This is a genomic window from Thermogemmatispora argillosa (assembly GCF_059696725.1).
Genome location: NZ_AP019377.1, coordinates 3,043,843 through 3,069,497 on the forward strand (window position 1 = coordinate 3,043,843; position 25,655 = coordinate 3,069,497).

A 25,655-nucleotide genomic window follows, 5' to 3' on the forward strand; every position below is an offset into this window, starting at 1 on the left:
TGGCAAGGTAGCCTGCCGCTGGCCTGGGGCAAGCGCAGAGCGATAAGGCCGGACAGGTGCACACTGCAAGACTAAGCGAAACTGCACTCCCTATGCGACTTATTATAGCACGAGATGGGGGAAGTGTCGGGGGACTAACAAGCGCCGGCCAGTCTGGCCATGCCCGCCAAAAGTGCCTTGCCCTCGCGTTCTTGCTGGTGATAAGAGCAGATCTAGAGGGTGCCAGAATCACAAACCCTGCATAGGGAGGAGGAGTGACAGACTTGTGGTCAAAGCGTCACTCACATCCGAGCGAGAGATAACGAGCGAGGCTGAAGGGAAAGGGATAGGAAGGTTATGCTTGCGTTCCCACCCAGCGAAAGCTTAATCGGTACCACCCTGGGAAGCTATTATCTGGAACAACTGGTCGGACGTAACGAGCTGGGACCGGTGTTTCTGGGCAGCACCGACGAAGGAAGCACCTACCTGGTGCGTTTCATTCTTGCCCCATGTGCCCTTGACCCCGAAGAGCGAGCGGCCTACCAGGAGCGCTTTCTGCAGGTAGCTGGCGAAATAGCGGCCCTCCAGCATCGCCATATTCTGCCGCTGGTTGACTACGGGAGCTATCTGGGCGGTTCCTATCTGGTAACGCCCAATTTGCCCATGCAGACGCTGATTTCAGCGCTCACCAAGAGTGGCCCGCCCAGCCTGAGCACCATTGGCGACTATCTGGAGCAGATCGCCCAGGGGCTGGAATATGCCCATGAGCAAGGGATCATCCACCGGAACCTGAGCACAGACTGCATCTTTCTACTGCGCGATGGGCGCCTTGCCATCGGCGATTTCGGCGTCATGCACCTGCTCGAACTGGCCTCACCAGCGGCGCAGAGCTATCCCGACTATGGCAGCGGTGAGGGACGGGCGCCAGAGCAACTGCGCGAGCGTACCTGCGGACCCTATACCGATGTCTACGCTCTGGGGGCCGTTCTCTACCGACTCTTGACCACACATGCGGTCTTTCGGGACAGTTCCCGCGAAGGCATCTACGCCCAGCATCTCCGCGCCCCTGTCACCTCACTGCGTCGCTGGCGCAGGGATTTGCCCGAGGCCCTGGATGAGGTCATCAGACAGGCCATGGAGAAAGAGCCAGCCCGGCGCTTCCGGCGTCCCAGCGAGCTTGTGGCGGCCTATCGCCAGGCCATTGGCCAGCATAGCAGGGAAGCGGCACCAGGCGAGGAGGGTGCCTCCCCATTGGCGGCGCCAGCCGCTGGACCAAGAGGCCAGGCAACCCGCCCATCCTCATCCGCCAGCGAGGCCTTGCGCGGACGGGGGCCATTGTGGCGCAGCCTCCTCATGCGCCTCCGCAGCGGCTGGAGTCGGCGAAATCCCTCGCGCCCGGTTAAGTAACAGAGGCCTCCATTGGGCGTGAATCGTCCTGGCCGGACTCGGGCGGCGACTGCCTGCCGTCGCGCGCCGCAGTGACCTCCTCACGCTGTTCTATCTTTCCGTACTTCTCCTGCACATAGCGAATCTCTCGCTCGAAGATGCGACGAACGATCGCTACGGCACAGGCGTAAGTCGAGTCCATGCCGAAGTAGGAGAGACTCCCGGCACCAAGGTTCTTGCCACGGGTGTAGGGAGTATCCGAGGCATAATGCAGAATACCGAGATCATAGGGCAGGCGCGCGAAGTTAATATTCTCGCCGATGGGGTAGCGCGTCAGATATTGATCCTCGTAGACAGCGTTGAGGTAGGGGCCGCTCTCCATTTCTACTACAGTATAGTTGGAGCTGTAGTAGAAATCGAAGTACTGACGGTTTTGAAGAAATGTGCCCTTGCTTGAGACAGCTTTCTGATTATCGAGGACCGAGCCGTAGATCAGGTAGGGCTGCACATCCTGGGCTGAGAAGCAATTATCGAGCCAATAGGTATTCTGGCTATGTTCATCCAGCACCACATTGGAGATCATCACATCGCCGATACTGCCGTTGAGGGTCGCAGCTTTCCCCAGAATATAGATTCCCAGGATAGTTGACATATTCTCCATGATCTCGCGCAGCATCCGATAGGCAGCCATGCCCAGCGGATAATCGATATTCAGAATAATGGCCTTGCTTTTAGCCAGCAGATCCATACCGGGCATGCGGCAGCGCGGATCAACATCGGTTGGATGGAGGCGTGCCAACTCAAAGATCTGGGCATCGATCTCCAGCCCGTGGCGGGCGCCGACGTACCAGATACCGCGCTCCTGCTCCTCGGCGGCGCGCTGGCGCATAGCCTCCTGGCCCTGGGGCGTACGGGCCCACTCGCGGGCGGCAAAGTACAAGAAATTCTGCCAGTTGCCGGGCACCTCGCCGGCCTGCAGCTTGCGGCACTCCTTAGCCAGATACTGATCCTGGCCGCTGAGGGCGAAATCGATCAGCTCCGCCTCGCGTCGCAGCACTGAGCCGGAGGTGAGATTGACCAGGCTATGAGTATTGCTTGACACAAAGTAGACTGGGCGCTCACGCAATCCCAGCGAATCAAGCAAGCGCTCGACCGGGGCCCACCATTTACGTGTTGCGCGCACAAAGCCGACGTGGGAGCCACCGAGCATGCGCAGCGTGAAACTCTTGCGCTGGCGTCCGATGATCAGGAGGTTCTCCCACAGGCGATCACCCCAGACCACTTCCAGGCGGCGCCAGTCGTCGGCTGCAATATGTAAGCGCTGGCGCAGCACGCGCGTGATCTCCGCGAAGACCGGCGAGGAGCGATCCATGCGCGTCGAGAGCAGTTGGATCGTCGTCGGATCGGCGTTGATCAGATAATAGAGCTTGTTCCACTCGATCTGGAAGGCGACCAGAATGGGGACAATATCGTCGGTATCGCTGACGCTGGCTACATAGACGGCCAGCGTCTCCTTGCCATCGTAGAACCACTTACGGCGGCGGGCCGGAGCCGTTACAGCCTGCCAGCGGTCAACCTGGAAGCCCTGTTTCAGAAAGACTTCTTCGGACTGCCCAAGCAAGACGTGGGTGCAGTAGAGGATGGCCGAGGGCAGGCGCAGGGCGCTGTAGATGAGGGCTGACATATCGGGATAAGGTGAGCGAGCATCTGGGTGCAAGCTGGAGTCAATATTGTAATGAGCTTGCACAAGTGCCTTCAGGCTCACCTCGCCCGAGCTGCGCAACAGGGTATTGTAAGTTCGAATGTACAGCTCGACATCGCGTTTACCCGCCTCATGGCGTCCCTCGCCACGCTCGACCATATACTCTTCGCTGCTCTCTCTTGCAAGCTCTTCCTGCAGGTGCTCGCTATCCTCCTCCTCATTCAGGTACTCCTCGATGCGCTCGCGTGGCTCAAAGGCATCACGCTCGGGGATACGGCGTGGAGGTGTTGGCTTCTTCCTAGGCATAGGCTCTGTCCTCTTCTTCTCTCTCCTCTGCTGCGCTACTACCAAAGCTAATCTGAGCGGTGCCTGTGCGTTGCTTTCTGGTAATTATAACCTATGCTGTCCACTTGCTATGGCCAAAGGGCGGGGCGCCAGTTCAAGCAGAGCCGACCTGGTCTGGTCTCAGGCAGCATACTGGCTAAACAGCCAGGCTTAGCTGTGGCGATGAGCGGCTGGCTTGCGCAGCACAACGATATACTGATGGGCAATATTCGGAACGTAGGCATTGGGGTACCCGTAGGGGCGCAGGCGTGTGCCGGCTTGATACCAGATAATCTCTCCTTTCGGGATAAAGCCCTGCTGCCGAGCGCGCCGCGCAAGGTCCACGTGCGTGAAAATATACTCGCCGTGTTGATAGGCGTTGCGCACAATCACCACCATATATTTGCGCGGCTTGAGCACGCGAAAGCACTGAGCAAAAACCCGCTCCATTGCCTCTAGATAAGCATCGTAGCTGGCCAGATTGGCAAGGTCGCGCGGGTCATCCGAGCGCATATAGTAGTCGGTGCGACGATTAGGGAAGGCGGCGGCGTAGCGCCCGTTGCTCATGGTCTGGGCCAAGTGAATATTGTACGGGGGATCGGTGGCAATAAAATCAAAGGAATTATCGGCGAACTCCTGCATAACCTGCAGGCAGTCGCCCTGGATCAAAGTCTGGGGCTGCAGCGAGTCAGGGTGCTCGCTCAGGATACGCTGGTAAATCTCTACCCAGCGAGGATTGATTTCAATGCCGACGGCCCGACGCGGCTTCTTGCAGATAGAGGCGCCGATGAGCGTGCCGCCAACGCCTGCGAAAGGGTCGAGCACGCACTCGCCTGGCTTCGTGAAAAACTCGATGAGCTGACTCATCAGCTGGGGCGGCTTGTTGGCCCCGTGGGCCTTGCGCAGCTCGTGCCCATAGACAGAGGGATAATTGGTGATGAGTATGCTCTTCGTGAAATAGAGCCACTCAGCCCCGGTCAACTCGTTCAAGGTGTTTTTCTGTGAGACACTCTCGGTATCCACATCACCCTCCCGTTGATATCGTCGTTACCGAGCAAAGAGATCGTGGCTAGACAGGCAAGTTATTGCTCTGATTTTGGCTGGCTCGCGCGTTCTCCTGTGGGAGACGTTACCAATGACGCCGGTTACCCCATTGGCCGGCGTTTCCCCCTGGCAACGTCTCCTTTCTTCTCCCTGGGCTAGCTGTCGTCCGCGCGCAGGCAACTGGCCCCTGATCTGATCCTGTCTGCGGGACCGGCCTCCTCTGCTCTAGCGGGTAGCTGGCCAGATCAGCAGGTCGTCTGGACCAGGTACCGGCTCCGCTGGCTCATCGCTCTGTCCGGGCGCCTGGGCGGGGCGGGCGCGTCGCCATTCACAGCGTACCTGTCCTTCGCGCAGCAGGCGCTGAATGATGGCATCATGCTCGGCCTGGGTGAACTGGCCAAAAGTGCTGCTAATAAGCTGCTGACGCAGATCAGGCCAGCGTCGGCTACGTAGAGCGCGCCCTGTCTGTAATGTGCGCTGATAGAGCTGTTCGCGGGCGGCGGCCCGGCGCTCCTCGCGCCGCGCTTGAAACCAGGCGCTGCCGAGCAGATTGGCCTGACTTTGCTCCTCCAGCCGACGCCAATAGGTACAGACAGCGTCATTCATGACTAGCAGGCTATCCTGACGGCGTGTGGCGAAGAGCAGCGTATAGGGAGCGGCCTCGATGTGAGCGGGACCGCTTGCGCGGGGCAGAGCAATACGCTGCGCGAGGGGAAAGTGACGCTGAATCTGGGACAACAGCAGGTCGAGTAACTCGGCGAGCGCCTCCGGGGAGAGCGGGGCGGCCTCATCGCGAGGGACCAAGGCCCGCCAGCGATCACTACGCAGCAGGCTGAGCAAAACGGCAGCTTGCTGCTCGTGGCGACGGGCGGCGCGCAGGCGGCTCTCCAATTGGCGATGCATGATCAGCAGGCAGAGCTCCGTCGGGGCAGCGCGCAGCAAAAGCGGCTCCAGGTCCTCATAGCGGAAAGGCACCGGGGCCAGTGGATTGAGGGCGAAAACCGCCGGCGCCTGATCAAGAGCCTGCAGGATGGCTGTGGCGGCTTCCGGCCAGCTAGCAGCAATCGGGCCGCTTTCCCGGGGAATCACGAGCTGTCTCCCGTGACTACCGGGGCTCGAACTGAGACCCGCTGCGGAGGAGCGGGTAGGGTTGCGTCCGCCTTCTGCACCTGTCAAGAGCAGCCCGTAGAGAGCAAATGAGCGACCCTCAGAGGCCAGGCGAGCCGAGAGAGAGCTTAATGCTTGCAGCCAGGGATGCTGTGGTTGAGACTGAGCGCGTCGCTTGCCTGTAGGGCGCTCTCGCGGGCTGGCGCTCTCCTCGCCGCCCGCCTCACGCCTGACAGCGGCCTGCTCTTCCCGTGGCGGCTCACCGCCCAGGGCGTCGATCCAATAGCAGCGCCGATAGAGAGGATTCTGCTGTAATGCCCGACAATAGCGGGCAAGATACTCCTCTTGAAGCCAAAGGCGCAGAGAGGTCAGCAGATCCCCTTGACGGGCAGAGCGGGCACGGGCACCCGCGCGTGCTGCCACCTGAGAGTATTCTTGATCGACATCTGCCCACAGATCATGCATGGTGAACCTATTCTACCACAGGCAGAGACAGATAAGTAAGCAGCATCATGGCCAGGCTGAAGCAACCTCACCCTAGCTGGCACTTCTCGTTTCGCGCCAGCTAAGGTCTGTGAGGGCGGCTGCGGCGCCGAAGAGGCAAGGGCAGACCCAGCGCTTGAATGCTTGGTGGCTGATGGGGAGCAAGGCGTCCCTTCCATTCAGCCCCTTGCCCGCTCAGGGCCAGGCGCACTGTATCGAGCATTAACAGGCCGAAAGCGATCCAGCCGACTGGTGCGAGCAAGGACCAGGCAAGGGGCTGTCCCTGTTCGCGCTCGAAACTACGGCGCGCCAGTATCTGCAGGGACAGCGTTAGCAGAGCGGGGACCAGCGTCAAGGCAGAGCGCCCCCGCTGCCGGCGCTGCAGCCATCGCAGGGCTGCCACCAGGCTAAGCAGAGGTAACAGACCGTAGCTGATCAATCCCAGGCCGGCGCCGAGGCAGAGCCAGGGAGCCGAGGCCGTCACCGAGTAGACGCTTTTGCGCCAGCCCCGCCAGGCGCTGCGCCAGGTTGTCCACTGCTCGTTAAAGACCAGATCGCGCCCATCGACAAAGTCCTCGCGGCAGCCTCGCCGTTTCAGAAACTGGGCCAGGCCCACATCGTCGCCGAAGCTGGCCCGTAGCTCAGGAGCGCTGTAGCCGCCGCTTGCCTCATAGGCCGTGCGACGCACCAGCAAATACTGACCGACGGCCAGTGCGCGATTCGGCTGTCGCGAGTCGCGCATTTCTGCAGGCGTAGCGAAATGCGTCATCAAGATAGCTCCCGCTGGCGTCAGCAGGCGCGAGCCGTTTCCCACGAGGCGCGCCCCTGTTAGCATCGATAGGAAGTCCAGTCGCAGAGATAGCGCATGGGCCATCATCCTGCGCAGGGCCTGGGGGGCATGGCGCGTATCGGCGTCGGTAAAGAGCAGCCAGTCGCCGCTTGCCAGGGTGGCGCCGGTGTGAAGAGCGTGGGCCTTGCCGGCCCAGCCGGGGGGCAGCTCGTCGACGCGCGTGACGCGCAGACGCGAGTCGCGCTGCTGCCAGATGGCCAACAGGGCCGGCGTGGCATCCGTCGAGCCGTCGTCGATGGCCCACACCTCGAAGTCAGGGTAATCCTGAGCCAGCAAGGACGACAGGCAGGCCCCAAGATGCTGCTCCTCATTGCGGACCGGCACCACGATTGAAACGCGAGGCGCCGGGTCCGGCAAAGGGGCCTCACTGGGAGGCAGCGTCTCCTTGAGCGTGCGACGAACGCGCCAGAGCTGCCAACTGGCTCCCAGGGTGGTCAGGCAGAGATAGGCGATGTGTAGCCAGGAAAGAAGCTGAAAGCGTTTTCCCATTGCACAGTCCAGTGAAGTAGTGGGCGAAGCCGCCAGATGTTCTCGAGGCGCGTGGGCGCAGACGCTGGAGGGCGTTGCCCATGAACGCCAGCGGGTGAACAGAGCGATGCTGAGGTGGAGCCATGCGCCCTTTCCAGGTAGCGCCGCGTCCACTCAGCACAAGCCGCGTCGTATCGAGCATCAACAGCCCAAAGGTGGCCCATCCCAGCGGAGCCGTCAACGACCAGGCCCAGGGCAAGCGGTATTCGCGCTCAAAACGCCGCTTCGTGTCGATCTGGAAAAAGAGAGCCAGCGCTGCCAGAGCAGTCACCAGCAGGCCTGAGCGCCGCGATGGTCGTGACTGAGGCTGGTGCCGTCTGTGAGGGCGCCAGCGCCACAGCTGACGCACCAACGTGAAGGGTGGCAACAGACCATAGATGATGAGGGCCAGGCCCAGAGCGCTGCCCAGAAGGGGACTGCTGGCTACAAGGCCGTAGTTGCTTTTACGCATGCCCTCCCAGGCGCTTTTCCAGGTCGTCCACTGGTCATTGAAGACGAGACCGCGCTCAGCCACAATATCCTCACGACAGCCACGGCGTTTTAGATACCAGGCCAGCGTAATATCATCCGAGAAAGTCGAGCGCAGCTCGGGGGCGCTGTAGCCACCGCAAGCCAGGTAGGCTGAGCGCCGCACAAGCAGGTATTGGCCAACGGCCAGCACGCGCGTTGGCTGGTGCGGATCACGCATCTCGCCGGGCGTCGCCAGCATGGCCAGCAGTGTTGCGCCGATGGCTGTCAGCAGGCGCGCGGCTGCCCCGGGCAGGCGAGTATCGGTGAAAAGGGTCAGCAGATCGAGATGATGAGTGATAGCGTGGGCTACAGCGCGACGCAAGGTGTGCCGAGCGTGGCGCGTATCGGCGTCGGTAAAGAGCAGCCAGTCGCCGCTTGCCAGAGTGGCGCCGGTGTGAAGGGCATGGGCCTTGCCAGCCCAGCCGGGGGGCAGCTCGTCGACGCGCGTGACGCGCAGGCGGGGGTCGCGCTGCTGCCAGGTGGCCAGGCGCGCCGGCGTGGCGTCGGTCGAGCCATCATCAACAACAATGACCTCAAAATCAGGGTAGTCCTGGGCCAACAGAGAAGCCAGGCAGGCATCGATATTGGCCTCCTCGTTCCGTACTGGGAGAATAATGGAAACGCGAGGCGCCGGCTCCGGCAGCGAGGCCTCTTTATCGAGAGGAATCAGCTCCTTGATGCCCTTCTTGATGCGCCGGCGCTGCCAGAAAGCGACTATAGTGATCAGAAGCAAGAAGAACAGTTGTAGCTGTAAGAAAAACTGCGACAGCTTCATGCTAGACACCTCGCTGCTGCAAGGCGCGTCCTCTCAGGAACCATCAATCACCGATACCTACCAGTAGCTGACCGGTTGCTCTGCCGTCCCGGCTTTGGCTTATACAGCCAGCTAGCCATAGCGCGTACTAATCAGCCAGGCGAGACGGCGGAGCGATAGCTAGTGTGCCTGTTGCTCTCCTTACGGCCTCCTACAATAAAGGTAACATATTGGTTTTGGTGAGACGTGGAGCGCGGCGGCCCTTCCAGTCAGCTCCCTGGCCATTGAGGGCCAGGCGCATCGTATCGAGCAGCAACATACCAAAGGCCGTACTGGCCACTGGAGCCAGCAAAGCCCAGCGTGCTGGCAGCCCGAAAGCCTGGCCAAAGCGTCGCTTGCTATCGATCTGCAAACAGAGAGCCAACAATGCCAGGAGGGCCGACAGGCGCTCCTGACGCAAGCGCCCAGGGCGCAAGGCCTCGCGCAGGGTCAAGAGCGGGGCCAGACCATAGTAGATCAGGAAGCAGCCCCCGACCAGGCCCAGCAACGGATAAGGTGCCAGCTTCCCATAGGCGCCCTTGCGCAAGCCCCGCCAGGCGCTGCGCCAGGTTGTCCACTGCACATTTTTCACGAGGCCACAGCCCCCAACGATGTCCTCGCGCCAACCCTGGCGCTTAAAGACCTGGGCGATCCCCATGTCCTCGGTGAAGGAGGCTCGCACTTCCGGGGCGGCAAAGCCTCCTGTAGCCTCATACGCCTCGCGCCGTACCAGGATGTACTGACCAAAGGCGAAGGCCTGACGCGGATGGGCGGCACTGCGAATCTCGCCGGGCGTAATCAGTATCGTCAGCAGCAGACCCGTCATGGGCGTGAGCAAGCGAGCTGCCAAACCAATGATCTGCATCTCGGTGAACATCGAGAGCAGATCAAGGCGGTGAGCAATGGCATGAGAGACCATGAGGCGCAGGGTCTGGGGGGCGTGGCGCGTATCGGCGTCGGTAAAGAGCAGCCAGTCGCCGCTTGCCAGAGTGGCGCCGGTGTGAAGGGCGTGGGCCTTGCCGGCCCAGCCGGGGGGCAGCTCGTCGACGCGCGTGACGCGCAGACGCGAGTCGCGCTGCTGCCAGGTGGCCAGGCGCGCCGGCGTGGCGTCGGTCGAGCCGTCATCAACAACAATGACCTCAAAATCAGGGTAGTCCTGACCTAACAGCGAGGCGAGACAGCCATCGATATTCTCCTCCTCGTTGCGCACAGGCAGAATAATGGAGACACGTGGAGCTGGCTGCGGCAGCCGCCGCGGGCGAGGCGTAGCTGTCTCGCGAATGGCCTTCTGAATACGGTAGTCCTGCCACAGGCCCACTAGAACGCTGGCACTGAGCAGGAGGGTACGTAGTGCGCTCAAGAGGCGCGTTACTTTTGGCATACCTCTATAATTCCGCCTTTACTGACTGAATAAGTAAGTAGCAAAGCAAGCGTGCTCTTTTCAAGCGCGAGCAGGGCCCCCTCCGGGGCCCTGGCAGCGCGTATATTGTAGCGTGAAGCGGGCCAAAGAAGGGGCCGACCAGGGCTGGACTGTTACACCGAGAGAGGGCCTTCTCTGCGTGGGGAGGAAGGTGGCGGTGTAGCTGCGGAGAGGAGCTGCACCTGCTCCTCGACCACGCGCCGCATCTGCTCGGCAGAGGAGAAATCTCGGCGGTAAAGCGCTGGGCCAAAGCGCACAGTGACCCGCCAGCGCTGGTGGCGTCCATTTTCGCGGGCGTAGGCCAGACCAGCCGGGACGACGGCCACCTGCGTACGGCCATCGCGCTCTGCCATCTCGACCAGCTTGACGAAGCCGGGGCGGAACGGCAAAAACTGCTCCAGATTTGATTTGGGCGAGGGATGGGGGTCAATATTCGGATAGGCCTCCGGGAAGATAATGAGGACCTCGCCCGCCCGGAGCAGGCTGACCGCGCGCCTGGCCATTTGGCGCAAGTAGCGCCGCACCTCGCGCTGACTATACGCGCGGGGCTTACCGTTGCTGCTGGTCTCCTGCTCGCGGAATTGCTCGCTGCGCAGTACGACGAGCCAGTCGACTAGCGAGCAGGCCAGCTCAATGGCGAAGCGTGAGGACTTCGAGCGCAGCCAGTCGAGGGCGACAACGGTATGCAGGCGGCGCGGGATGGCCCGTAGCAAGGCATAGCCATCATAAAAGTAGTGAAAATGGCGAGCGGCAATCAATACCGGGCCCTTGCGGGGCACCTGCTCTAAGCCCTCGACGCGAATGCGCACCGCCCAATGGGAGATCGCGCGGGCGCCCGCACGCATCAGAAGCCAGGTCGACTGGCTCAGCGCGCGGCGGCCCGGATGCTGAGGGTGGGGAGACCCTTCCTCGCGGGGGAAGACCACCAGCGACTCCGGCACCAGGACAAAGACCGCTGTCAAGAGCAGCGGCGACCAGAGACCGCTACCCAGGTTGAGGGCCATCACAAAGCCGGTATTGGCCGTATAGACAGCGAACGGTAGCCAGATCGCCAGGTGGTGTACATCGAGATGGGAGCGCCACAACCAGCGGCTGATTGCCATCAGTAGCAGGCAGTTAACGATCCACAAAAAGAGGTTCCCCACTGGCAAACCGTAGGCGCTGCTATAACTGCTCAGTAGACCAGTCGCTGTGGCGAGGCGTCCGCTCACAAGCACGGTGTTCAGGGCCAAATCCCAGACTGTCAGAAAGTAGGTGCCGAGCACCAACGACCAGAGCGTCTGTCGCTCCAACCCGAGCCGGTCGGTTAGTTTGCTGGCCAGCAGATAGGATGTGAAGCCCATATAGAACCATGAGAGCGGAAGCGAGTAGGGGACGATGCCGGCTAGCTTCGGACCCGGGAAGGCGGAGAAGGAGGCGGTGCTCAGCGGGATGCCCATCAGGCTGAGCAGGCTCACGGCAATAGAGATGAGCACCGAGGTGGCGAAGAAGACTAGTGTACGCCGCGCATCGATACAGAGCAGGCCAAAGAGCAGCATGGTAGCTGCTCCAAAGAGGATATGCAGCGAGCCGGCCCAGTGTAGGGCGAACTGGAAGATACGCACTCCGATGGGATTGCTGTTCCACAGTTCAGGATGAGGCAGAATAATCAGGAGGCCACCCAGGGCAAAGACAAGCGCCGCCAGGTGGCAGATGAAGAGCAATTTGACGATTCTCATTTGGCAAGGCTACCTCCACGAACACGGACAGTCGGGCGGCATCCAAGGCGAACCCCTCGTCTCACTCACCATTCTATAACCTCTCCGCGCTTTCCGACCAGTCCCAGTGCTCGCTTGCCTTCCTCCGCCTCCCTGCATACGAGATCTCATCGGGGCGGCTGCGGACTGATGGCAGACCTTTCAGAAGGTGGCTGCCTGCTGTTTCTCATGGCTCTGGCTCTTCCAATGCCCGGGCTACCTCTCTGGCCAGGCTTTCTGAGGGCGATTCGTGCTCTTTGATCCGCGAGTGGAAAACGAACGTCTGACCACACTTGAACTGTACGCGGATCAGACGGGCAACATAGCCATCGCGGCGTAAAGGCTGTTCCTCCTGAGAGAGGATGGCTCCCAGGCCCAGAGCTGGATGGATCAGCGTATTGCTGTCCTGGTATTCGCGTTGGAACATCTCATGAAAGGCAACTTCCCAGGAGAGAATATTGAAATAGAATGCTCGGCGATCGCTCTACCCCTCTGTTGACTCCTCCGGAGTGACAGTGGCCGAGGCGATATCATGAAGCCGACGAGCGATCGCCGTCAGGAAGTGATGATCCTGGACATGGTTCATGAGCGTTGGGGGCATGGCCTGCAGGCCATAAAAAGCGCCCAGAAGGCTGCCGAGGAAGAGAGCAATCGTGTCGGTATCGCTGCCAAAAGTATTCACAGCGACGATGATGCCTTGCTGAGGGTGTTGGAGGTATTTCAAGCGGCATGAGCACCTCGGCAGGCCAGCCAAGAGCATCGCTGATCGCTCCATAAAGCATTGCTCCCTGGAAACGCTCGTTCAGAGAGAGGCTACCAGCCATTAAAGTCTCCTGCTCTTAAGCTTGGCATCTATAGAAGTTGGGATTACCTATACTTTTCTCTGGCCTGCTTCCAAAAAAGGAAGCGGCATGATCTCACGCCGCTTCCTGACTTTGCGTAGCTATCTCGCAAAGAAGCAGGGTACAACCTGACAGGCCTCCTCTTGCCTCAAGAGGCCGGGAGGACAGACAGCCTATCCGCTAAAGCTGGGGGAGCAACTCGCGCGAGCGCCAGCGCTCGATAGCCTCGATGACAAGCACATGCTCGACGGCCTTAACGCGCTCATGCAGCGTTTCCTCTGTGTCGCCTTCCAGAATGGGCACCTCCGCCCGACAAAGCACCGGACCGGCGTCGACCGCTGGCGTCACATAGTGGACGGTGCTCCCCGTGACTTTGACGCCGGCCTCCAGTGCCTGGCGAACGGCATGCAGGCCCCGGAAAGCCGGGATAGCGCTGCCGTCGCTGGCGATATACACATCGGCGCTGGGATCATCGGGCAGGAGCGCCGGATGCAGGTTGATCACCCGCCGCGGGAAACGGGCCAGAAACTCGGCGCTCAGAATGCGCATCCAGCCCGCCAATACCACCAGGTCGACGCGGAACAGCTCCAGCAGTGCCGCAAGACGCTGCTCGCTCTCCTCGCGCTCGCGCCACGGCAGATAGATCGCTGGCAGGCGGTGTCTGAGCGCGCGCTGCAGGCCCGCCGCACCGGCCACATTGCTCACCACAAGGGCGATCTCAGCCGCATGCAGCCGTCCGCTCTCGCAAGCATCGATAATCGCCTGCAGATTAGTTCCACTGCCGGAGATCAGTACCCCCAGACGCAGATGTGGTACAGGCTCGACCTTGCCGCCTGGCTCCCCCTGACACATGTCTGCTCTAGGCACTGGCTCCACCATGACCGCGCACCTCGGCATCGGCGCGCTCCAGCTCGGCGGCGAAACGCTCGCGATAGGTCGCCAGACGCCGGGCCAGATCCTGATCAAAGAGTGCCAGCATCTTGGCTGCCAACAGCGCCGCCCCGTCCGGCTCCAGAATCGTCGGCGAGGCGATGCCCGAAGGCAGGCGCAGCGACGAGAGCACATCCATGCCCGCGAAGCGGTCGCTGTAAGGCGGGCAGGCAATCACCGGAAAGCGCGTGTTGGCGTCAACTACCGCCGACAAAGCATTAGAGCGCCCGGCAATCGTAATATAGACAATGGGGTCGCTGCTCCCTTCGTAACTCTCCAGGATCTCCAGCAGGCGGCGCGTGGCCTTGTGAGCGGAACAGACGCGCAGCTCATAGGCAAGTTGCAGCTCCTGCAGCGTCTTCACAATGCTCTCAGCATGACCACGATCGCCTTTGCTCCCCATGATAATCACAACTTTAGCTGCCATGTGAACCTCACATCTCCTTTTCTTGTTCTTGTTCTTGAAAAAGAACTGAATAAGTCAGCAGGTTATCCATTGCTGTAGACGCTGGCGCGGGCCTAAGACTGTAGGGCGCGCAGGCCGCGTTTAGCAATATCGCGGCGATAGTGCATACCCTCGAAGTGGATCAGGCGGGCCGCCTCGTAGGCGCGCGCCAGGGCTTCCGCGAGCGTAGCGCCATAAGCGGCCACGCTCAGAACGCGCCCACCCGCTGTCACCAGCTCGCCATCGCGCAAAGCGGTGCCGGCATGGAAGACCTGCACCTGCTCTAGCCGGCTCGCCTCGGCCAGGCCCCGAATCGGGAGGCCAGTGCGATAGCTGCCGGGATAGCCACCGGAAGCCAGCGTCAGACTGACCGCATAGCCTGGACGCCAGAGCTGCACGCCGGCCAGACGCTGTGGCTCCTGCAACAGCGTGAGCAAATCAACATCGCGCTCCAGCAAGAGCATCATAGCCTGCGTCTCTGGATCACCGAAGCGTACGTTATGCTCCAGCACCATCGGCCCACGCTCGGTCAGCATAATATTCGAATAGAGGACCCCTGAGAAAGCGATACCGCGCTCCTGCAGCGCCCGCAGCGTTGCCGCGATGATGCGCTCCTGTACCACGCGCTCGGTCTCGGCGGAAACAAACGGCAGTGGCGCATAGGCACCCATGCCGCCCGTATTAAGGCCCTCATCATTATCCAGAGCGCGCTTATGATCCTGCGTTAACACCAGCGGCACAAAGCTGGTCCCGTTGCAGAGCGCCGTCGAACCGATCTCGTCCCCCTGCAAATAATCCTCAATCACTACCACCTCACCGGCACTGCCAAAGACCCGCTCGACCATCATCTGCTGTACTGCCGTACGAGCGGTCTCCAGGTCCAGGGCCACAATTGCCCCCTTGCCAGCGGCATTGCCATCGGCCTTCACCACGACCGGAGCGCCGTGCTCCTCCAGATAGGCCAGAGCGGCGGCGGGATCACGAAAGCTGCGATGCTGGGCGGTCGGAATACCAGCCGCCTCCATTAGCTCCTTGGCAAAAGCCTTGCTCCCTTCCAGCAGAGCGCCAGCCTGCCGCGGCCCAAAGATGGGCAGGCCACGCGCCTCAAAGACGTCGACGAGGCCCGCAATCAACGGCGCCTCGGGACCGACGACGGTGAAATCAATGGCCTGGCGCTCAGCGAACTCAGCCAGGCGCTCCAACTCGTGCAGCCCGATGGGCACGCACTCCGCCAGGGCGGCCATGCCTGGATTGCCCGGAGCTGCCCACAGCCGCGTCACGCGCGGGCTCTGAGCCAGCTTCCAAAGCAGCGCGTGCTCACGTGCCCCCGAACCAATGACCAATACTCGCATAGGTAGCAACTCCTCCTTGTACCCCTCACTCCTCGCGCACGCCTCTCACGCGCTGACACTCGGCCTCTAGCCTCACTCACGGCTCAGGGACGCGAGGGCTGGCGCGCGAGCGGCAAAGGATGAGACTCGTCGGCGGCTAGAACAGGGTCGAACGGCCAGCCTTCACGGCGCATACAGCCATAGCAAAACTCGCGATGCAGCAGCTCCTCATAGCAGGCTGGCCCCTCATGCTCGGCTGCTGCTCTGCCTTTCCGGGCATCGCTCTGGGCTTGGGCTGCCCCCGACTCTGCCATCTCTGGCGCTGGGGCCGCTGCCTCCCCCAGGCGGCGCACCGAAGCAATGGCCCGCCCCAGGCCGGCGATGCTCAGATAACCCAAGCTATCGACGCCGATATACTCCGCTATCTCCTCAATGCTGCGCCCAGCCGCAATCAGTTCATCCTCGTGAGGGATGTCGATTCCGAAGTAGCAGGGATGACGCAGCGGCGGCGCACTCGACCGCAAGTGAATCTCACGCACTCCCTGATGACGAAGGGCCGCTACCAGACGCTTCATGGTGTTGCCTCGCACAATCGAATCGTCGACAATCACCAGGCGCTGGCCCTCTACCTTGGGACGTACGAAATTAAACTTCAGATCGACCTCCATCTGACGGAGACGCTGATCGGGCTTAATGAAGGTACGATCGCTATAGCGGTTCTTAATAATCGCCTGGCCGTAGGGAATGCCCGAAGCGGCAGCATAACCCAGCGCTGCCGGAATCGACGAATCCGGCACCGGGACCACCAAATCGGCGTCTATCGGGTGCTCGCGGGCCAGCTCGCGACCCAGCGCCTCGCGTACCAAATAGACGTAGCGATCATTGACGTAGCTGGTGGCATCCGAAAAGTAGATATACTCGAAAACGCAGAGCGTCTGGCGCGGAGCCTGAGCCAGAATCTCCGAGCGCAGGCCTTGCTCATCGATAGTGATCAGCTCACCGGGCTCAATATTTCGCACAAAGGTGGCTCCGATGCGATCGAGGGCACACGACTCTGAAGCGGTGATCCAGATGTCACCGATGCGCCCCAGGCAGAGCGGGCGCATCCCCCAGGGATCGCGCACGGCGTAGAGCTTACCCTCCGCCAGGATCACCAGACTATAGGCTCCCTTCAACAGCGGAAAAGCCGTCAGCATACGCTCGCGCAGAGTTGCCCCCTCCACCAGCAGGAGCAAGAGAGCGATCGCCTCGCTGTCGGTCGTCGAAGAGAGCAAATGCTGCGGCAGGCGCGCGCGCAAAGCCGACCCATTAACCAAGTTTCCATTGTGAGCTACCGCAATCGCCCGCGGGCGTGCGCTATCCTGACCATCCTCCTGCTCGCCGACAACGAACGGGCCGGCATTCTCGACGCAACTGGAGCCGGTTGTTGAATAGCGCACATGGCCGATGCCGCAGCGCGTAGGGGGCAGACCCTGGCCCATATCGGAGAAGACCTCGCGCACCTTGCCCATGCCCACACGATGAGCGATGCGGCCCGCCTCGTCATAAACCGCCATGCCCGCGCTCTCCTGGCCGCGGTGCTGTAAGGCTGTCAGAGCCAGCGTCAAATACTGGCGCACATCGATGCTCTCGTCGCCCGGTCTGGCGTAGATCCCAACAATACCGCAGGCATCGCGCAGTCGCTCCATGGCTTCCTTCCTGCTTTCCTCTTCTTCAAAACGGTGCGGGCGGTGCAGAAAGTGGACTGCACCGCCCTGTAGCCTTGCTCAGATGCGCAATTTCCCAGTCAAGTCGGCCACCAGAGCATAGCGGTCGGCGATTCCCTGCAGATCCTGCTCAGTGACCTCCTTCAGATTGCGGTAAACCTGCTTGTCGAGCATGCGATTCTTATCGCCACCGGGCCAGAGGCGCCAGCTATCGTTATCGATGACATCGGCGACCAACAGCTTGCCCTCACTATCGCGCCCGAACTCGATTTTCAGATCGACTAGCGTGACATCAACGCTCGCCCAGGCCCGTTCGAGGGTCTCAAAAACGCGGCGCCCCTGCTCGGCCATCCAGGCGATCTCTTCGGCAGTTGCCAGGCCCATATTGATGATGTCCTCATCCCAGATCTGGGGATCATGACGCGCATCATCCTTCAGGAACGTCTCGATCACCAGCGGATCAAAGCGCGTGCCCTCGCTGACCTCGGGGTGGCGCTTCAGGTAGGAGCCGGTGGCGATACGACGCTGCACATGCTCGATGGGCAGCATCTGGCAGCGCTTCACCAGCAGCGTTGTGTCATTGATCTGGCGTACAAAGTGGGTTGGGATGCCCGCCGCGTTGAGCAGACGGAAAACATTGGCCGTTGTGATGGTACTCCAGCGTCCCTTACCAGTGAGCTGGTCACGGCGCGCGCCATCCCCCGCCGTGATCTGATCCTTGCTGACCATGTAGACCAGGGTCGGATCTTCGGGATGAGCGTAGATCTGCTTCGTCTTACCCTCTGCCAGCAAAGGGCCGAAAGTCACCTGCTCCTCATGTCCGGTGCTCATATTGCTACCTGCTCCTCTCTTTTTCTCTCTTCTGTTACGTTCCTGCAGTGCAAGCAGGCTAGAAAATTCAGACCAGGATGACGCCCTCGCCCTGACGGATGACCCCGATGGGGATCAGCTCGGGCAGTAAACGCCGGGCCTGGTCCACGTGATCCTCTGCAACCACCAGGACCATACCGATTCCCATATTGAAAGTGCGGTACATCTCGGCAGCCTCGATCTGGCCGAGACGGGCGATCAGCCTAAAGAGCGGAGGCACCGTCCAGGCTCCAGTCTCGATGACCGCCTGGGTACCTGGTGGCAGAATGCGGACGACGTTGCCCTGAAAACCGCCGCCGGTGATATGCGCCAGGCCCTTGAGGGCCGCGCCAAGCTCGGCACGCAGGCGCATAATCTCCTCTAGATAGCAGCGATGGGGACGCAGCAGGGCCTCACCCAGCGGCTCCCCCAGCTCTGGAAAGACTGTTTCCAGAGGATAAGCGGCGAAAACACGCCGCGCCAGTGAATAGCCATTCGTGTGCAGACCGCTGGAAGGCAGTCCCAGCAGGACATCGCCGGCGCAGATCGTGGCCGGATCGATACGTTCCGCCGCTTCAACTGCCCCGACCAGCGTCCCGGCCAGATCAAAGGTACCGGGCACATACATATCGGGCATCTCAGCGGTCTCGCCTCCCAGCAAGGCACAATTCACCTCTTGACAGGCCCGGGCCACGCTCGCCACAATCGTCGCCGCCTGCTCAGGATCAAGCTGGCCCGTGGCCAGGTAGTCCATGAAGAAGAGCGGCCTTGCTCCCTGAGTCAGCAAGTCATTGACACAGTGATTAACCAGATCGTAACCAATTGTGGTAAAGCGGTCCATCTGGACCGCCAGCAGTGTTTTCGTTCCCACGCCATCGGTGGTGGCCACAAGGACCGGCTCACGCATCTCCTTGAGGGCCTCAGCTCGAAAGGCAGCGGCGAAAGCCCCCACGCCGGCCAGGACAGCGGGGCCATGAGTAGCGCGTACCGCAGCTTTCATTAGCTCAACGGCATGTTCTCCTGCCTCAATATGGACACCGCTGGCGGCATACGAGAGCGACACCGGCTCACCTATGTTCACGCTAGTGGCCGCTGGGCGTCCCCACGCGCCGCTCATTGAGGCTGAGGGAGGCCCCGACCTGCGCGTCGGCCCCGACTGCTCGCTGCTCTCACCCTCGCTTGCCAGGTGGGCCGCCCAGGTGCGGCGCTCGCCTCCCGCTCCGACGCGCTCGCGTGCGCTGGCAGTAGGGGCTGCCGGCGGCGCCTCCTGACCCAGCAACTGACAGACATAGGCATAAGCGTTTTGAAACAGCAGGAGGCCGTCGGCAGGACTGCGCTGCTGAGGATGCTGGAGCGCGCGGACATAGCGCTCAGGATGGGGCATCAAACCCAGTACGTTGCCTGCCGGATTGCAGAGACCGGCGACATTCGCCAGCGAGCCATTGGGATTGGCGGGATAGCCATCACCATCGTAGAGCAGAGCAATCTGCTCATGCCGGCGCAGCTCCTCCAGTTGCTCGCCGTCGGCCAACACGAAGCGCCCCTCACCGTGGGCGACAGGTAGCTCCAAGGGACGGTACAGACCGCGCGTAAAGATGCAACGGCTACTCTCTGTCACCAGCGAAATCCAGCGGCACTCGAAGCGCCCCGAGCTATTGGCCGTCAGGCTGGCCGTCTGACGAAAATTGCTCCAGTCTGTATGCGGCAAGAGGCCAGCGCGCACCAGCACCTGAAAGCCATTGCAGATACCCAACAGCGGGCGGCCCTCCTCCACAAAGCGCTGTAGCTGCTGACCCAAGTGCACCGTCAAATTCTTTGCCAGCAGCGTCCCCGCTCCCAGATCATCACCATACGAGAAGCCGCCTGGCAAGACCAAGAAATGGTAGCTCAGCAGCCGCTCCGGCTCGCGCAGCAGCGTATTAATATGGACCAGCTCCGTGTCGAAGCCGGCCAGGCGGCAGGCATAAGCTGTCTCGCGTTCGCAGTTGATACCCGGGGCCCGCAAGACCAAAGCGCGCGGCACAACGCTCATGGTACCTCTCCCTTCCAGGCAGCCTGCAACTCAGCGATCGAGAGGTCGATCAGCGTCTCCGTTCCCTGTTTGATTACAAAACGCCCGCTGGCCGTCACATGGCCAAGCGCTGCCAGCGCCGTCACTCCACCAGCACGCATATGGGCCTCAAAGGCCTCGCGCTGGCCTGGGGCCACCTCGACCAGAAAGCGCGACGGACTTTCACTAAAGAGCAGGATCGTGGAGCGGAAACCCTCTGGCAGCGCCTCCAGACCGCTTGCCGGCTGGCGTGCCAGATCAATGCTCACGCCCAGCAGACCGGCAAGCGCCATCTCTGCCGCCGCAACAGCTAACCCTCCCTCTGCAAGATCATGGCAGGACTGCACCAGGCCGCGCCGAATCGCCTCGCCCAGGACCTTCATCGTCGTCCGCGCCTGCTCCAGCTCTACCTGGGGCAGAGAGGTGATCGGCAGCAGCTCCGTTCCCACTACCTCAGCGTAATGCGAGGCCGCCAGCTCGTTGCGCGTCAGACCTACCATGTAAAGCAGATTACCGGCCGCTTTCAAGGCCATATCAACTGTCTGCGCCGCGTCTTCGATCACCCCGAGCGCCGAAATCAGCAGTGTCGGCAGCACCGGCAGACGGCGCTCACCGTGACGGTACTCATTATTCAAGCTATCCTTGCCAGAGATGAAAGGGGTACCAAAGCCCAGCGCCGCATCGTAGCAGCCACGCGCCGCCCGCACCAGCATGCCAAGCTGCTCGGGATCGGCAGGGCTACCCCAGCAAAAGTTATCCAGCAGCGCTGCCCGCTCGATATCGCCGCCCAACGCTGTCAGATTGCGCAGGGCCTCATCCACCGCATTGAGCGCCATATGATAGGGGTCGATCTTACCATAAAGTGGATTGATGCCATTGGCCAGCACTACCCCAGCGCGTGGCAAGCTCAAATCTTCTAACAGCGGCTGCAAGACCGCCCCATCGCCGGGTCCATTGCCTGCCCGCCCCACCAGCGGCTTACGCACCGTGGCCCCTTGCACCTCGTGATCGTAGCGCCGTACCACGCCTTCCTTGGAGCCGATCGTCGGATGGCGCAGCAGCATCAACAAGACATCAGCCGCATCGGGCAGAGCCTCCGGCGAGGCCGTTGCCGAACCGACCGTCAAAGGACGCTGGCGCCAAACCGCCTCTAGCGTCCGCTGGGGACGGCCCTCATGCAAGAAAGCCATCTCCAGATCAGCTACTACCTCCTCACCCCAGGTCACCGTTAGTCGGCCATCATCCGTAAACTCGCCCAAGACGGTCGCCTCCACCTCCTCCAAGGCGCACAACTCCAGCAACTCATCAAGGCAGGCTGGCGGCACAGCCAACACCATGCGCTCCTGAGCCTCAGAGAGCCAGACCTCCCAGGGAGCCAACCCCTGATACTTCAGCGGAGCCCGCGCCAAATCCACACGCACCCCTGTACCTGCCCCCATCTCGCCGATCGCCGACGAAAAGCCGCCTGCCCCGCAATCGGTGATCGCATGATAGAGGCCACGCTCACGGGCCTGGAGCACCACATCTGTCACCTTTTTCTCCGTAATGGGTGCGCCAATCTGGACCGCGCTACCGGCCACGGCCTGCGTCTCACTGCTCATCTCGCCCGAAGAAAAGGTCGCGCCGTGAATCCCATCGCGTCCCGTGCGACCCCCCAGCACCACCACCAAATCGCCTGGCTCCACGCAGCGGGGATGGCTCCCGTGCGGCAGCAGCCCGAGACAGCCGCAGAACACCAGCGGATTGCAAAGGTACTCGCGGTGATAGAGTACGGCTCCGTTCACCGTCGGGATGCCCATCTTATTACCATAATCACGAATGCCGTTCACCACTCCCGAGACGACGCGCCGTGGCGCCAGCACGCCCGGCGGCAGCTCCTCCACTGGCGTATCGGGTGGCCCGAAGCAGAGCACATCGGTACAGGCAATAGGGCGAGCTGAGACCCCCAACACATCGCGGATCACCCCGCCAACGCCTGTATTGGCTCCTCCAAACGGCTCAATCGCCGAAGGATGATTATGCGTCTCCACCTTAAACGCCAGATCGTACCCCTCTGTGAACTGCACTACCCCCGCATTGTCGCTGAAAGCCGAAACCACCCACGGACGCGCCAGCTCGCTCGTCGCCCGCATGATGAAAGAGCGCAGCAACCCGGGGATCATCTCCTCAAAGGCCACCTCATCGGCAGAAGTCAGCTCGCGATAACGAACGGTCGCCTTAAACGTCTTATGGGAACAGTGCTCAGACCATGTCTGCGCCAGCGTCTCCAGCTCCACATCGGTAGGTGCGCGCCCCTGCTGACGGAAATATTCCTGAATCGCCTGCATCTCCTCAAGCGTTAGCGCTAGCATTCTGGTGCGGCTCAAATTGTTCAGTTCATCAGCGTTCATTTCGACAAGAGGGAGACGGGTGACAAGCGGGGAAGAGCCACTAGAAGGGGAAAGGGGAGAAGAAACGGGGAAAGAGCGGGAAGCAGTCACGCTGCTACCAGGGGCCCGCTCGCCCTCCGCCGGCAGGAGGCGGTAAAACTGAATGACCGGATTATAAAGCAAAGCCTCAGCAATCACGCGGACCTCTTGCCGACTGAGGCGCTCGTCTAGAAAATAACGCCGGCCTGTCGCGACTCGTTCCAGGCCGGTCATCCCAAGCAGAGAGGCGGCGAGCAAGACACTGTCCGCCAGCGTATCAGTGACGCCTGGGAGAAAAAATACGTCTATGATATGACCAGCAGCCCCGACGGCGGGGCGTGTAGCAGAGGGCAGCAGCGAAAAGGTCTGAGTAACAGGATCGATCAACAGCTCGCGGGCGAGGCGCGAAACCTCGTCCGGGGAGCAACTACCGCTGAGAAAATAGAGCTGAGCAGTGCGGAAGAAAAAGGGGGGAGCGCTCTCTGAGAGAGTAGCTAGCGCGGGCAGCCTGGCACGCGAGAGATAGGACAGCTCACGAATAAGCTGTTGGGCCTGAATATCATACTGCGGCGAGGTTGCCCGTACCTCAATATGGTAGTCGGTCACAGTACTTCTACCCACTACTTCGTCCTGTCCGGGGGACAGATTGCTGTTTCCATTGAATGGAACAGCCTCATTGTAGCACTTTCGGGTAATCCCTGGCAAGACTATGGTGAGAAAGGCTGCTATGCTTTTTACAGATCAGAATCGGCATATTTTCACTGACCGATAACAGCTATCTTGCAGTACAATATCTTGATGCAAAATAACTTTTTAGCTATACTTCTATTCAGAAAAGCTCAGCTTTTGGAAAAGACTATTTTCTAGTGAACTCGGGGCAGATGTCAATCTTACCCCGCAGGACTGGCGTTTGAGGTGAATGAAGGAGTGCATTGCATGGTAGCTTCCCAGAACCACATCGTAAAAGACTGCGGCTACGTGCTGGATGCGGAGAATGCGGCTGAGACGGCTCGTCTCATGCTAAGGGACAGGCTTGTCAACGAGGCGATGGGGGGAGTACTGCCAGAAGGGGTTGAGAGTCGACAACTAGGGAAGGTGCTCGACCTGGCATGTGGACCTGGGGGCTGGGTACTAGAGACAGCGCAGCGCTATCCGTGGGCGCAAGTGACTGGGATAGACATTAGCGAAACTCTCATCCAGTATGCACGAGCTCAAGCGCAGGTTCAGGGACTGAGCAACGCGCGCTTTGAAGTCATGGATCTACTAGAAGAACCATTACCGTTACCTTCCGACACCTTTGACCTGGTCAACGCTCGCGACCTGACCGGCCTCCTGACGCCCATCACCTGGCCGCGAGTGCTACGCGAGGCCCTGCGTATCTGCCGGCCTGGCGGCCTCCTCCGGCTCACCGAATTTGAGCGCCCGGTGAGCAACGGGCCTGCGTTTATGCAGCTCCAGGAGCTGACCAGGCAGGCCTTTCAGCGAACCGGACGCAGCTTTCCGCCGCCCAGCCATCATCTCGGCGTGCTCCCGCGGCTCGCCGCGCTTCTGCGCGAAGCCGGTTGTTGCCAGATCCAGCAGCGGGCCTATGTCCTGGACTTCTCCGCCGGCAGCGAGGCCCATGAGGCGCTCTGTCGTAGCTATGAGGTCGAGCTGCTACTGAGCCGACCCTTTCTCCTGGATGCCGGAGTGACCACCGCGGCCGAATTTGACGCCCTATACCGTCGTGCTCTCTTAGAGATGTTGGACGACACCTTTGCCGGTCTCTGTTATATCCTGTCCGCCTGGGGAAAGAAAGCCGGCGAAGGAGCCGGACTATAAGGGCTGCCATCGTTCCGGCCCCCATACGCGCCGGCGGCCTACCCTGGAGGGGTCAGACCCTATGCCCGTGCCAGCAGTAGCAAAGCAGCTACATACGAGCGTAACAAGGAGGGGGAGCAGTCGTAGCCCGCACCACCAGCGTCGTTGCCAGGCGGAAATGCGCCGGCTCGGCGCTCTCGATCGTGGCTGTGATCGACGTCTGAGACGACTGGAGCTGGCGCTGAGACGAGCCAGCATAGCGCGCCAACAAGGGCGAAGCGCGCAGCAGAGCCCCTCCAGAGCGCTCGGGCGCCTCTAACAGCGAAAGGAGCAGTTCTAGAGCACACTGCCCCATTTCCGACAGCGGCTGACGCACCGTAGTCAAGGGCGGACGCATATGACCAGAAGAGGGAATATCGTCAAAGCCGACCAGCGAGACATCTTCTGGAATGCGCAGGCCGAACTCCTCCGCTGCGCCCATGACACCGTAGGCCATCAGATCACTTGCCGCAAAGATAGCCGTGGGGCGCGTGCGTTCAGGCAGCGCGAAAAACTGACAGGCGCAGGCCCGACCCCCTGGGGGCATAAAGTCGCCTTGCAGAATCAGCGAAGGGTCCAGCGGAATACCATAGTCCTGGAGCGCATCACAGTAACCCTGAAAGCGCTCGCGCGAAACCTGATATTTCAATGGCCCTTGAATATGGGCAATCCGTCGGTGGCCCAGCTCGATCAAATGGCGCGTCGCCGCATAAGCACCGGCGCGGTTATCGGCCGTGATCCAGGGAATCTGCTCAGGCGGCAGACCCTGGTCATCGAGCAGCACCACAGGCAGGCCCTGCCGCTGCAGCGCAGGCAGGTAGCGCGCCGACTGGCCCGGAAAGATCGCCAGCAGGCCGGCGATCAGACGATTCGCCAGAATGCGATTAATAACGTCGCTGCGATCCCGCTCGTGGTTGCTGGTCTTGATACTGTAGAGCACCAGCTCATAGCTGGTCTCCTCAACGACCTCGGCAATGCCCCGCATGATATCAGGGATCAGTGGCCAGGTCAGGGCCGGAACCAGGACAGCAATCAGGTGACCCTTGCCCCCGGCCAGACCCGAGGCGGCCACGCTCGGCACGAAGTTGTGTTCTTCCATGATACGCAAAATCCGTTCGCGCGTCACCGGATCAACATCCGGTTTGTGATTGAGCACCCGCGAGACCGTGGCTTTGGAGACACCAGCCAGACGGGCGATATCGCTGATCGTCATGCGCTTGCTCATGCTCCTGCCTCACTGCGTCTTGCATGCAGCCTCTGCCCTGCTGTCGCCTTCTAAGCGTTACCGGTTACGATACCGGTATCGTAACCGGTTACAAGGTACAGTGTAATAACGAGTGCTTGCTATGTCAAGGGGACAGGACCGAAGTCGGCGGGCAAGAGGCGGCCAGTG

General features: G+C 61.1%; 19 protein-coding genes. 2 read left to right on the top strand and 17 right to left on the bottom strand.

Going from position 1 to position 25,655, the window contains the following annotated elements; all coding sequences use genetic code 11:
* The first annotated feature begins 336 nt into the window (after positions 1-336).
* On the top strand, positions 337-1,386 hold the full coding sequence (locus tag AC6H1L_RS11855; protein ID WP_497597711.1) for a serine/threonine protein kinase: 1,050 nt from the start codon (positions 337-339) through the stop codon (positions 1,384-1,386).
* Here AC6H1L_RS11855 and AC6H1L_RS11860 read toward each other — a convergent pair.
* The 16 genes from AC6H1L_RS11860 to purL all read right to left on the bottom strand — a co-directional run bounded on the left by AC6H1L_RS11860 (position 1,379) and on the right by purL (position 23,128).
* The gene (locus AC6H1L_RS11860; protein ID WP_497597712.1) at positions 1,379-3,373 is read right to left on the bottom strand and encodes a DUF6909 family protein; all 1,995 of its coding nucleotides are present in this window, start codon (positions 3,371-3,373) and stop codon (positions 1,379-1,381) included. The genes AC6H1L_RS11855 and AC6H1L_RS11860 overlap by 8 nt on opposite strands.
* A gap of 189 nt (positions 3,374-3,562) precedes the next feature.
* Positions 3,563-4,381 (bottom strand): DNA methyltransferase, encoded by an 819-nt coding sequence (locus tag AC6H1L_RS11865; RefSeq protein ID WP_497597713.1) that lies wholly within the window; start codon positions 4,379-4,381, stop codon positions 3,563-3,565.
* A gap of 279 nt (positions 4,382-4,660) precedes the next feature.
* Positions 4,661-6,007: a hypothetical protein gene (locus tag AC6H1L_RS11870; protein WP_497597714.1), complete on the bottom strand. Its 1,347-nt coding sequence runs from the start codon at positions 6,005-6,007 to the stop codon at positions 4,661-4,663.
* A 100-nt stretch (positions 6,008-6,107) separates the two neighbouring features.
* A complete protein-coding gene (locus AC6H1L_RS11875) occupies positions 6,108-7,328 on the bottom strand; it encodes a glycosyltransferase family 2 protein (protein ID WP_497601542.1) in 1,221 nt (406 codons plus the stop codon).
* Positions 7,240-8,688, bottom strand: coding sequence for a glycosyltransferase family 2 protein (locus AC6H1L_RS11880; protein WP_497597715.1), 1,449 nt, complete (start codon positions 8,686-8,688; stop codon positions 7,240-7,242). Before AC6H1L_RS11880 ends, AC6H1L_RS11875 begins: the two co-directional genes overlap by 89 nt.
* A gap of 190 nt (positions 8,689-8,878) precedes the next feature.
* Positions 8,879-10,087, bottom strand: a complete 1,209-nt coding sequence (locus AC6H1L_RS11885) for a glycosyltransferase family 2 protein (protein WP_497597716.1) — start codon at positions 10,085-10,087, stop codon at positions 8,879-8,881.
* Positions 10,088-10,239: 152 nt separating this feature from the next.
* On the bottom strand, positions 10,240-11,844 hold the full coding sequence (locus AC6H1L_RS11890; protein WP_497597717.1) for a carotenoid biosynthesis protein: 1,605 nt from the start codon (positions 11,842-11,844) through the stop codon (positions 10,240-10,242).
* 205 nt (positions 11,845-12,049) lie between these two features.
* Entirely contained in the window at positions 12,050-12,289 is a 240-nt protein-coding gene (locus AC6H1L_RS11895; protein ID WP_497597718.1) for a hypothetical protein, read from the bottom strand.
* A gap of 57 nt (positions 12,290-12,346) precedes the next feature.
* Positions 12,347-12,586 (bottom strand): ADP-ribosylglycohydrolase family protein, encoded by a 240-nt coding sequence (locus tag AC6H1L_RS11900; protein WP_497597719.1) that lies wholly within the window; start codon positions 12,584-12,586, stop codon positions 12,347-12,349.
* Positions 12,587-12,884: 298 nt separating this feature from the next.
* Positions 12,885-13,583 carry a phosphoribosylglycinamide formyltransferase gene (purN, locus tag AC6H1L_RS11905; protein ID WP_497597720.1) on the bottom strand — a complete coding sequence of 233 codons (699 nt, stop codon included), beginning with the start codon at positions 13,581-13,583 and terminating at the stop codon, positions 12,885-12,887.
* Positions 13,564-14,061, bottom strand: a complete 498-nt coding sequence (locus tag AC6H1L_RS11910; RefSeq protein WP_497597721.1) for an AIR carboxylase family protein — start codon at positions 14,059-14,061, stop codon at positions 13,564-13,566. The genes purN and AC6H1L_RS11910 overlap by 20 nt, the downstream gene beginning before the upstream one ends.
* Positions 14,062-14,153: 92 nt before the next feature.
* Positions 14,154-15,431, bottom strand: coding sequence for a phosphoribosylamine--glycine ligase (purD, locus tag AC6H1L_RS11915; protein ID WP_497597722.1), 1,278 nt, complete (start codon positions 15,429-15,431; stop codon positions 14,154-14,156).
* 83 nt (positions 15,432-15,514) lie between these two features.
* Complete coding sequence (purF, locus tag AC6H1L_RS11920; RefSeq protein ID WP_497597723.1) at positions 15,515-17,098, bottom strand: amidophosphoribosyltransferase; 1,584 nt, start codon at positions 17,096-17,098, stop codon at positions 15,515-15,517.
* Between the two features lie 78 nt (positions 17,099-17,176).
* Positions 17,177-17,923 carry a phosphoribosylaminoimidazolesuccinocarboxamide synthase gene (locus AC6H1L_RS11925; protein ID WP_497601543.1) on the bottom strand — a complete coding sequence of 249 codons (747 nt, stop codon included), beginning with the start codon at positions 17,921-17,923 and terminating at the stop codon, positions 17,177-17,179.
* A gap of 91 nt (positions 17,924-18,014) precedes the next feature.
* Positions 18,015-19,997, bottom strand: coding sequence for a phosphoribosylformylglycinamidine cyclo-ligase (gene purM / locus AC6H1L_RS11930; RefSeq protein ID WP_497597724.1), 1,983 nt, complete (start codon positions 19,995-19,997; stop codon positions 18,015-18,017).
* Positions 19,994-23,128 (bottom strand): phosphoribosylformylglycinamidine synthase subunit PurL, encoded by a 3,135-nt coding sequence (gene purL, locus AC6H1L_RS11935; protein ID WP_497597725.1) that lies wholly within the window; start codon positions 23,126-23,128, stop codon positions 19,994-19,996. Before purL ends, purM begins: the two co-directional genes overlap by 4 nt.
* Positions 23,129-23,359: 231 nt before the next feature.
* Here purL and AC6H1L_RS11940 point away from each other — a divergent pair, with 231 nt between their 5' ends.
* Positions 23,360-24,244 (top strand): class I SAM-dependent methyltransferase, encoded by an 885-nt coding sequence (locus AC6H1L_RS11940; RefSeq protein ID WP_497597726.1) that lies wholly within the window; start codon positions 23,360-23,362, stop codon positions 24,242-24,244.
* 88 nt (positions 24,245-24,332) lie between these two features.
* Here the strand turns inward: AC6H1L_RS11940 and AC6H1L_RS11945 are convergent, their stop codons facing one another.
* Positions 24,333-25,487: a LacI family DNA-binding transcriptional regulator gene (locus tag AC6H1L_RS11945; protein ID WP_497597727.1), complete on the bottom strand. Its 1,155-nt coding sequence runs from the start codon at positions 25,485-25,487 to the stop codon at positions 24,333-24,335.
* Positions 25,488-25,655: the final 168 nt, after the last annotated feature.

Coding starts and splice junctions, on each gene's coding strand:
- AC6H1L_RS11910 (WP_497597721.1), bottom strand. CDS start 14,061: ATGGCAGCTAAAGTTGTGATTATCATGGGGAGCAAAGGCGATCGTGGT.
- AC6H1L_RS11945 (WP_497597727.1), bottom strand. CDS start 25,487: ATGAGCAAGCGCATGACGATCAGCGATATCGCCCGTCTGGCTGGTGTC.
- AC6H1L_RS11855 (WP_497597711.1), top strand. CDS start 337: ATGCTTGCGTTCCCACCCAGCGAAAGCTTAATCGGTACCACCCTGGGA.
- purM (WP_497597724.1), bottom strand. CDS start 19,997: ATGAGCGTTGTGCCGCGCGCTTTGGTCTTGCGGGCCCCGGGTATCAAC.
- AC6H1L_RS11870 (WP_497597714.1), bottom strand. CDS start 6,007: ATGCATGATCTGTGGGCAGATGTCGATCAAGAATACTCTCAGGTGGCA.
- purN (WP_497597720.1), bottom strand. CDS start 13,583: ATGGTGGAGCCAGTGCCTAGAGCAGACATGTGTCAGGGGGAGCCAGGC.
- AC6H1L_RS11860 (WP_497597712.1), bottom strand. CDS start 3,373: ATGCCTAGGAAGAAGCCAACACCTCCACGCCGTATCCCCGAGCGTGAT.
- AC6H1L_RS11895 (WP_497597718.1), bottom strand. CDS start 12,289: ATGTTCCAACGCGAATACCAGGACAGCAATACGCTGATCCATCCAGCT.
- AC6H1L_RS11940 (WP_497597726.1), top strand. CDS start 23,360: ATGGTAGCTTCCCAGAACCACATCGTAAAAGACTGCGGCTACGTGCTG.
- purF (WP_497597723.1), bottom strand. CDS start 17,098: ATGGAGCGACTGCGCGATGCCTGCGGTATTGTTGGGATCTACGCCAGA.
- AC6H1L_RS11885 (WP_497597716.1), bottom strand. CDS start 10,087: ATGCCAAAAGTAACGCGCCTCTTGAGCGCACTACGTACCCTCCTGCTC.
- AC6H1L_RS11890 (WP_497597717.1), bottom strand. CDS start 11,844: ATGAGAATCGTCAAATTGCTCTTCATCTGCCACCTGGCGGCGCTTGTC.
- purD (WP_497597722.1), bottom strand. CDS start 15,431: ATGCGAGTATTGGTCATTGGTTCGGGGGCACGTGAGCACGCGCTGCTT.
- AC6H1L_RS11880 (WP_497597715.1), bottom strand. CDS start 8,688: ATGAAGCTGTCGCAGTTTTTCTTACAGCTACAACTGTTCTTCTTGCTT.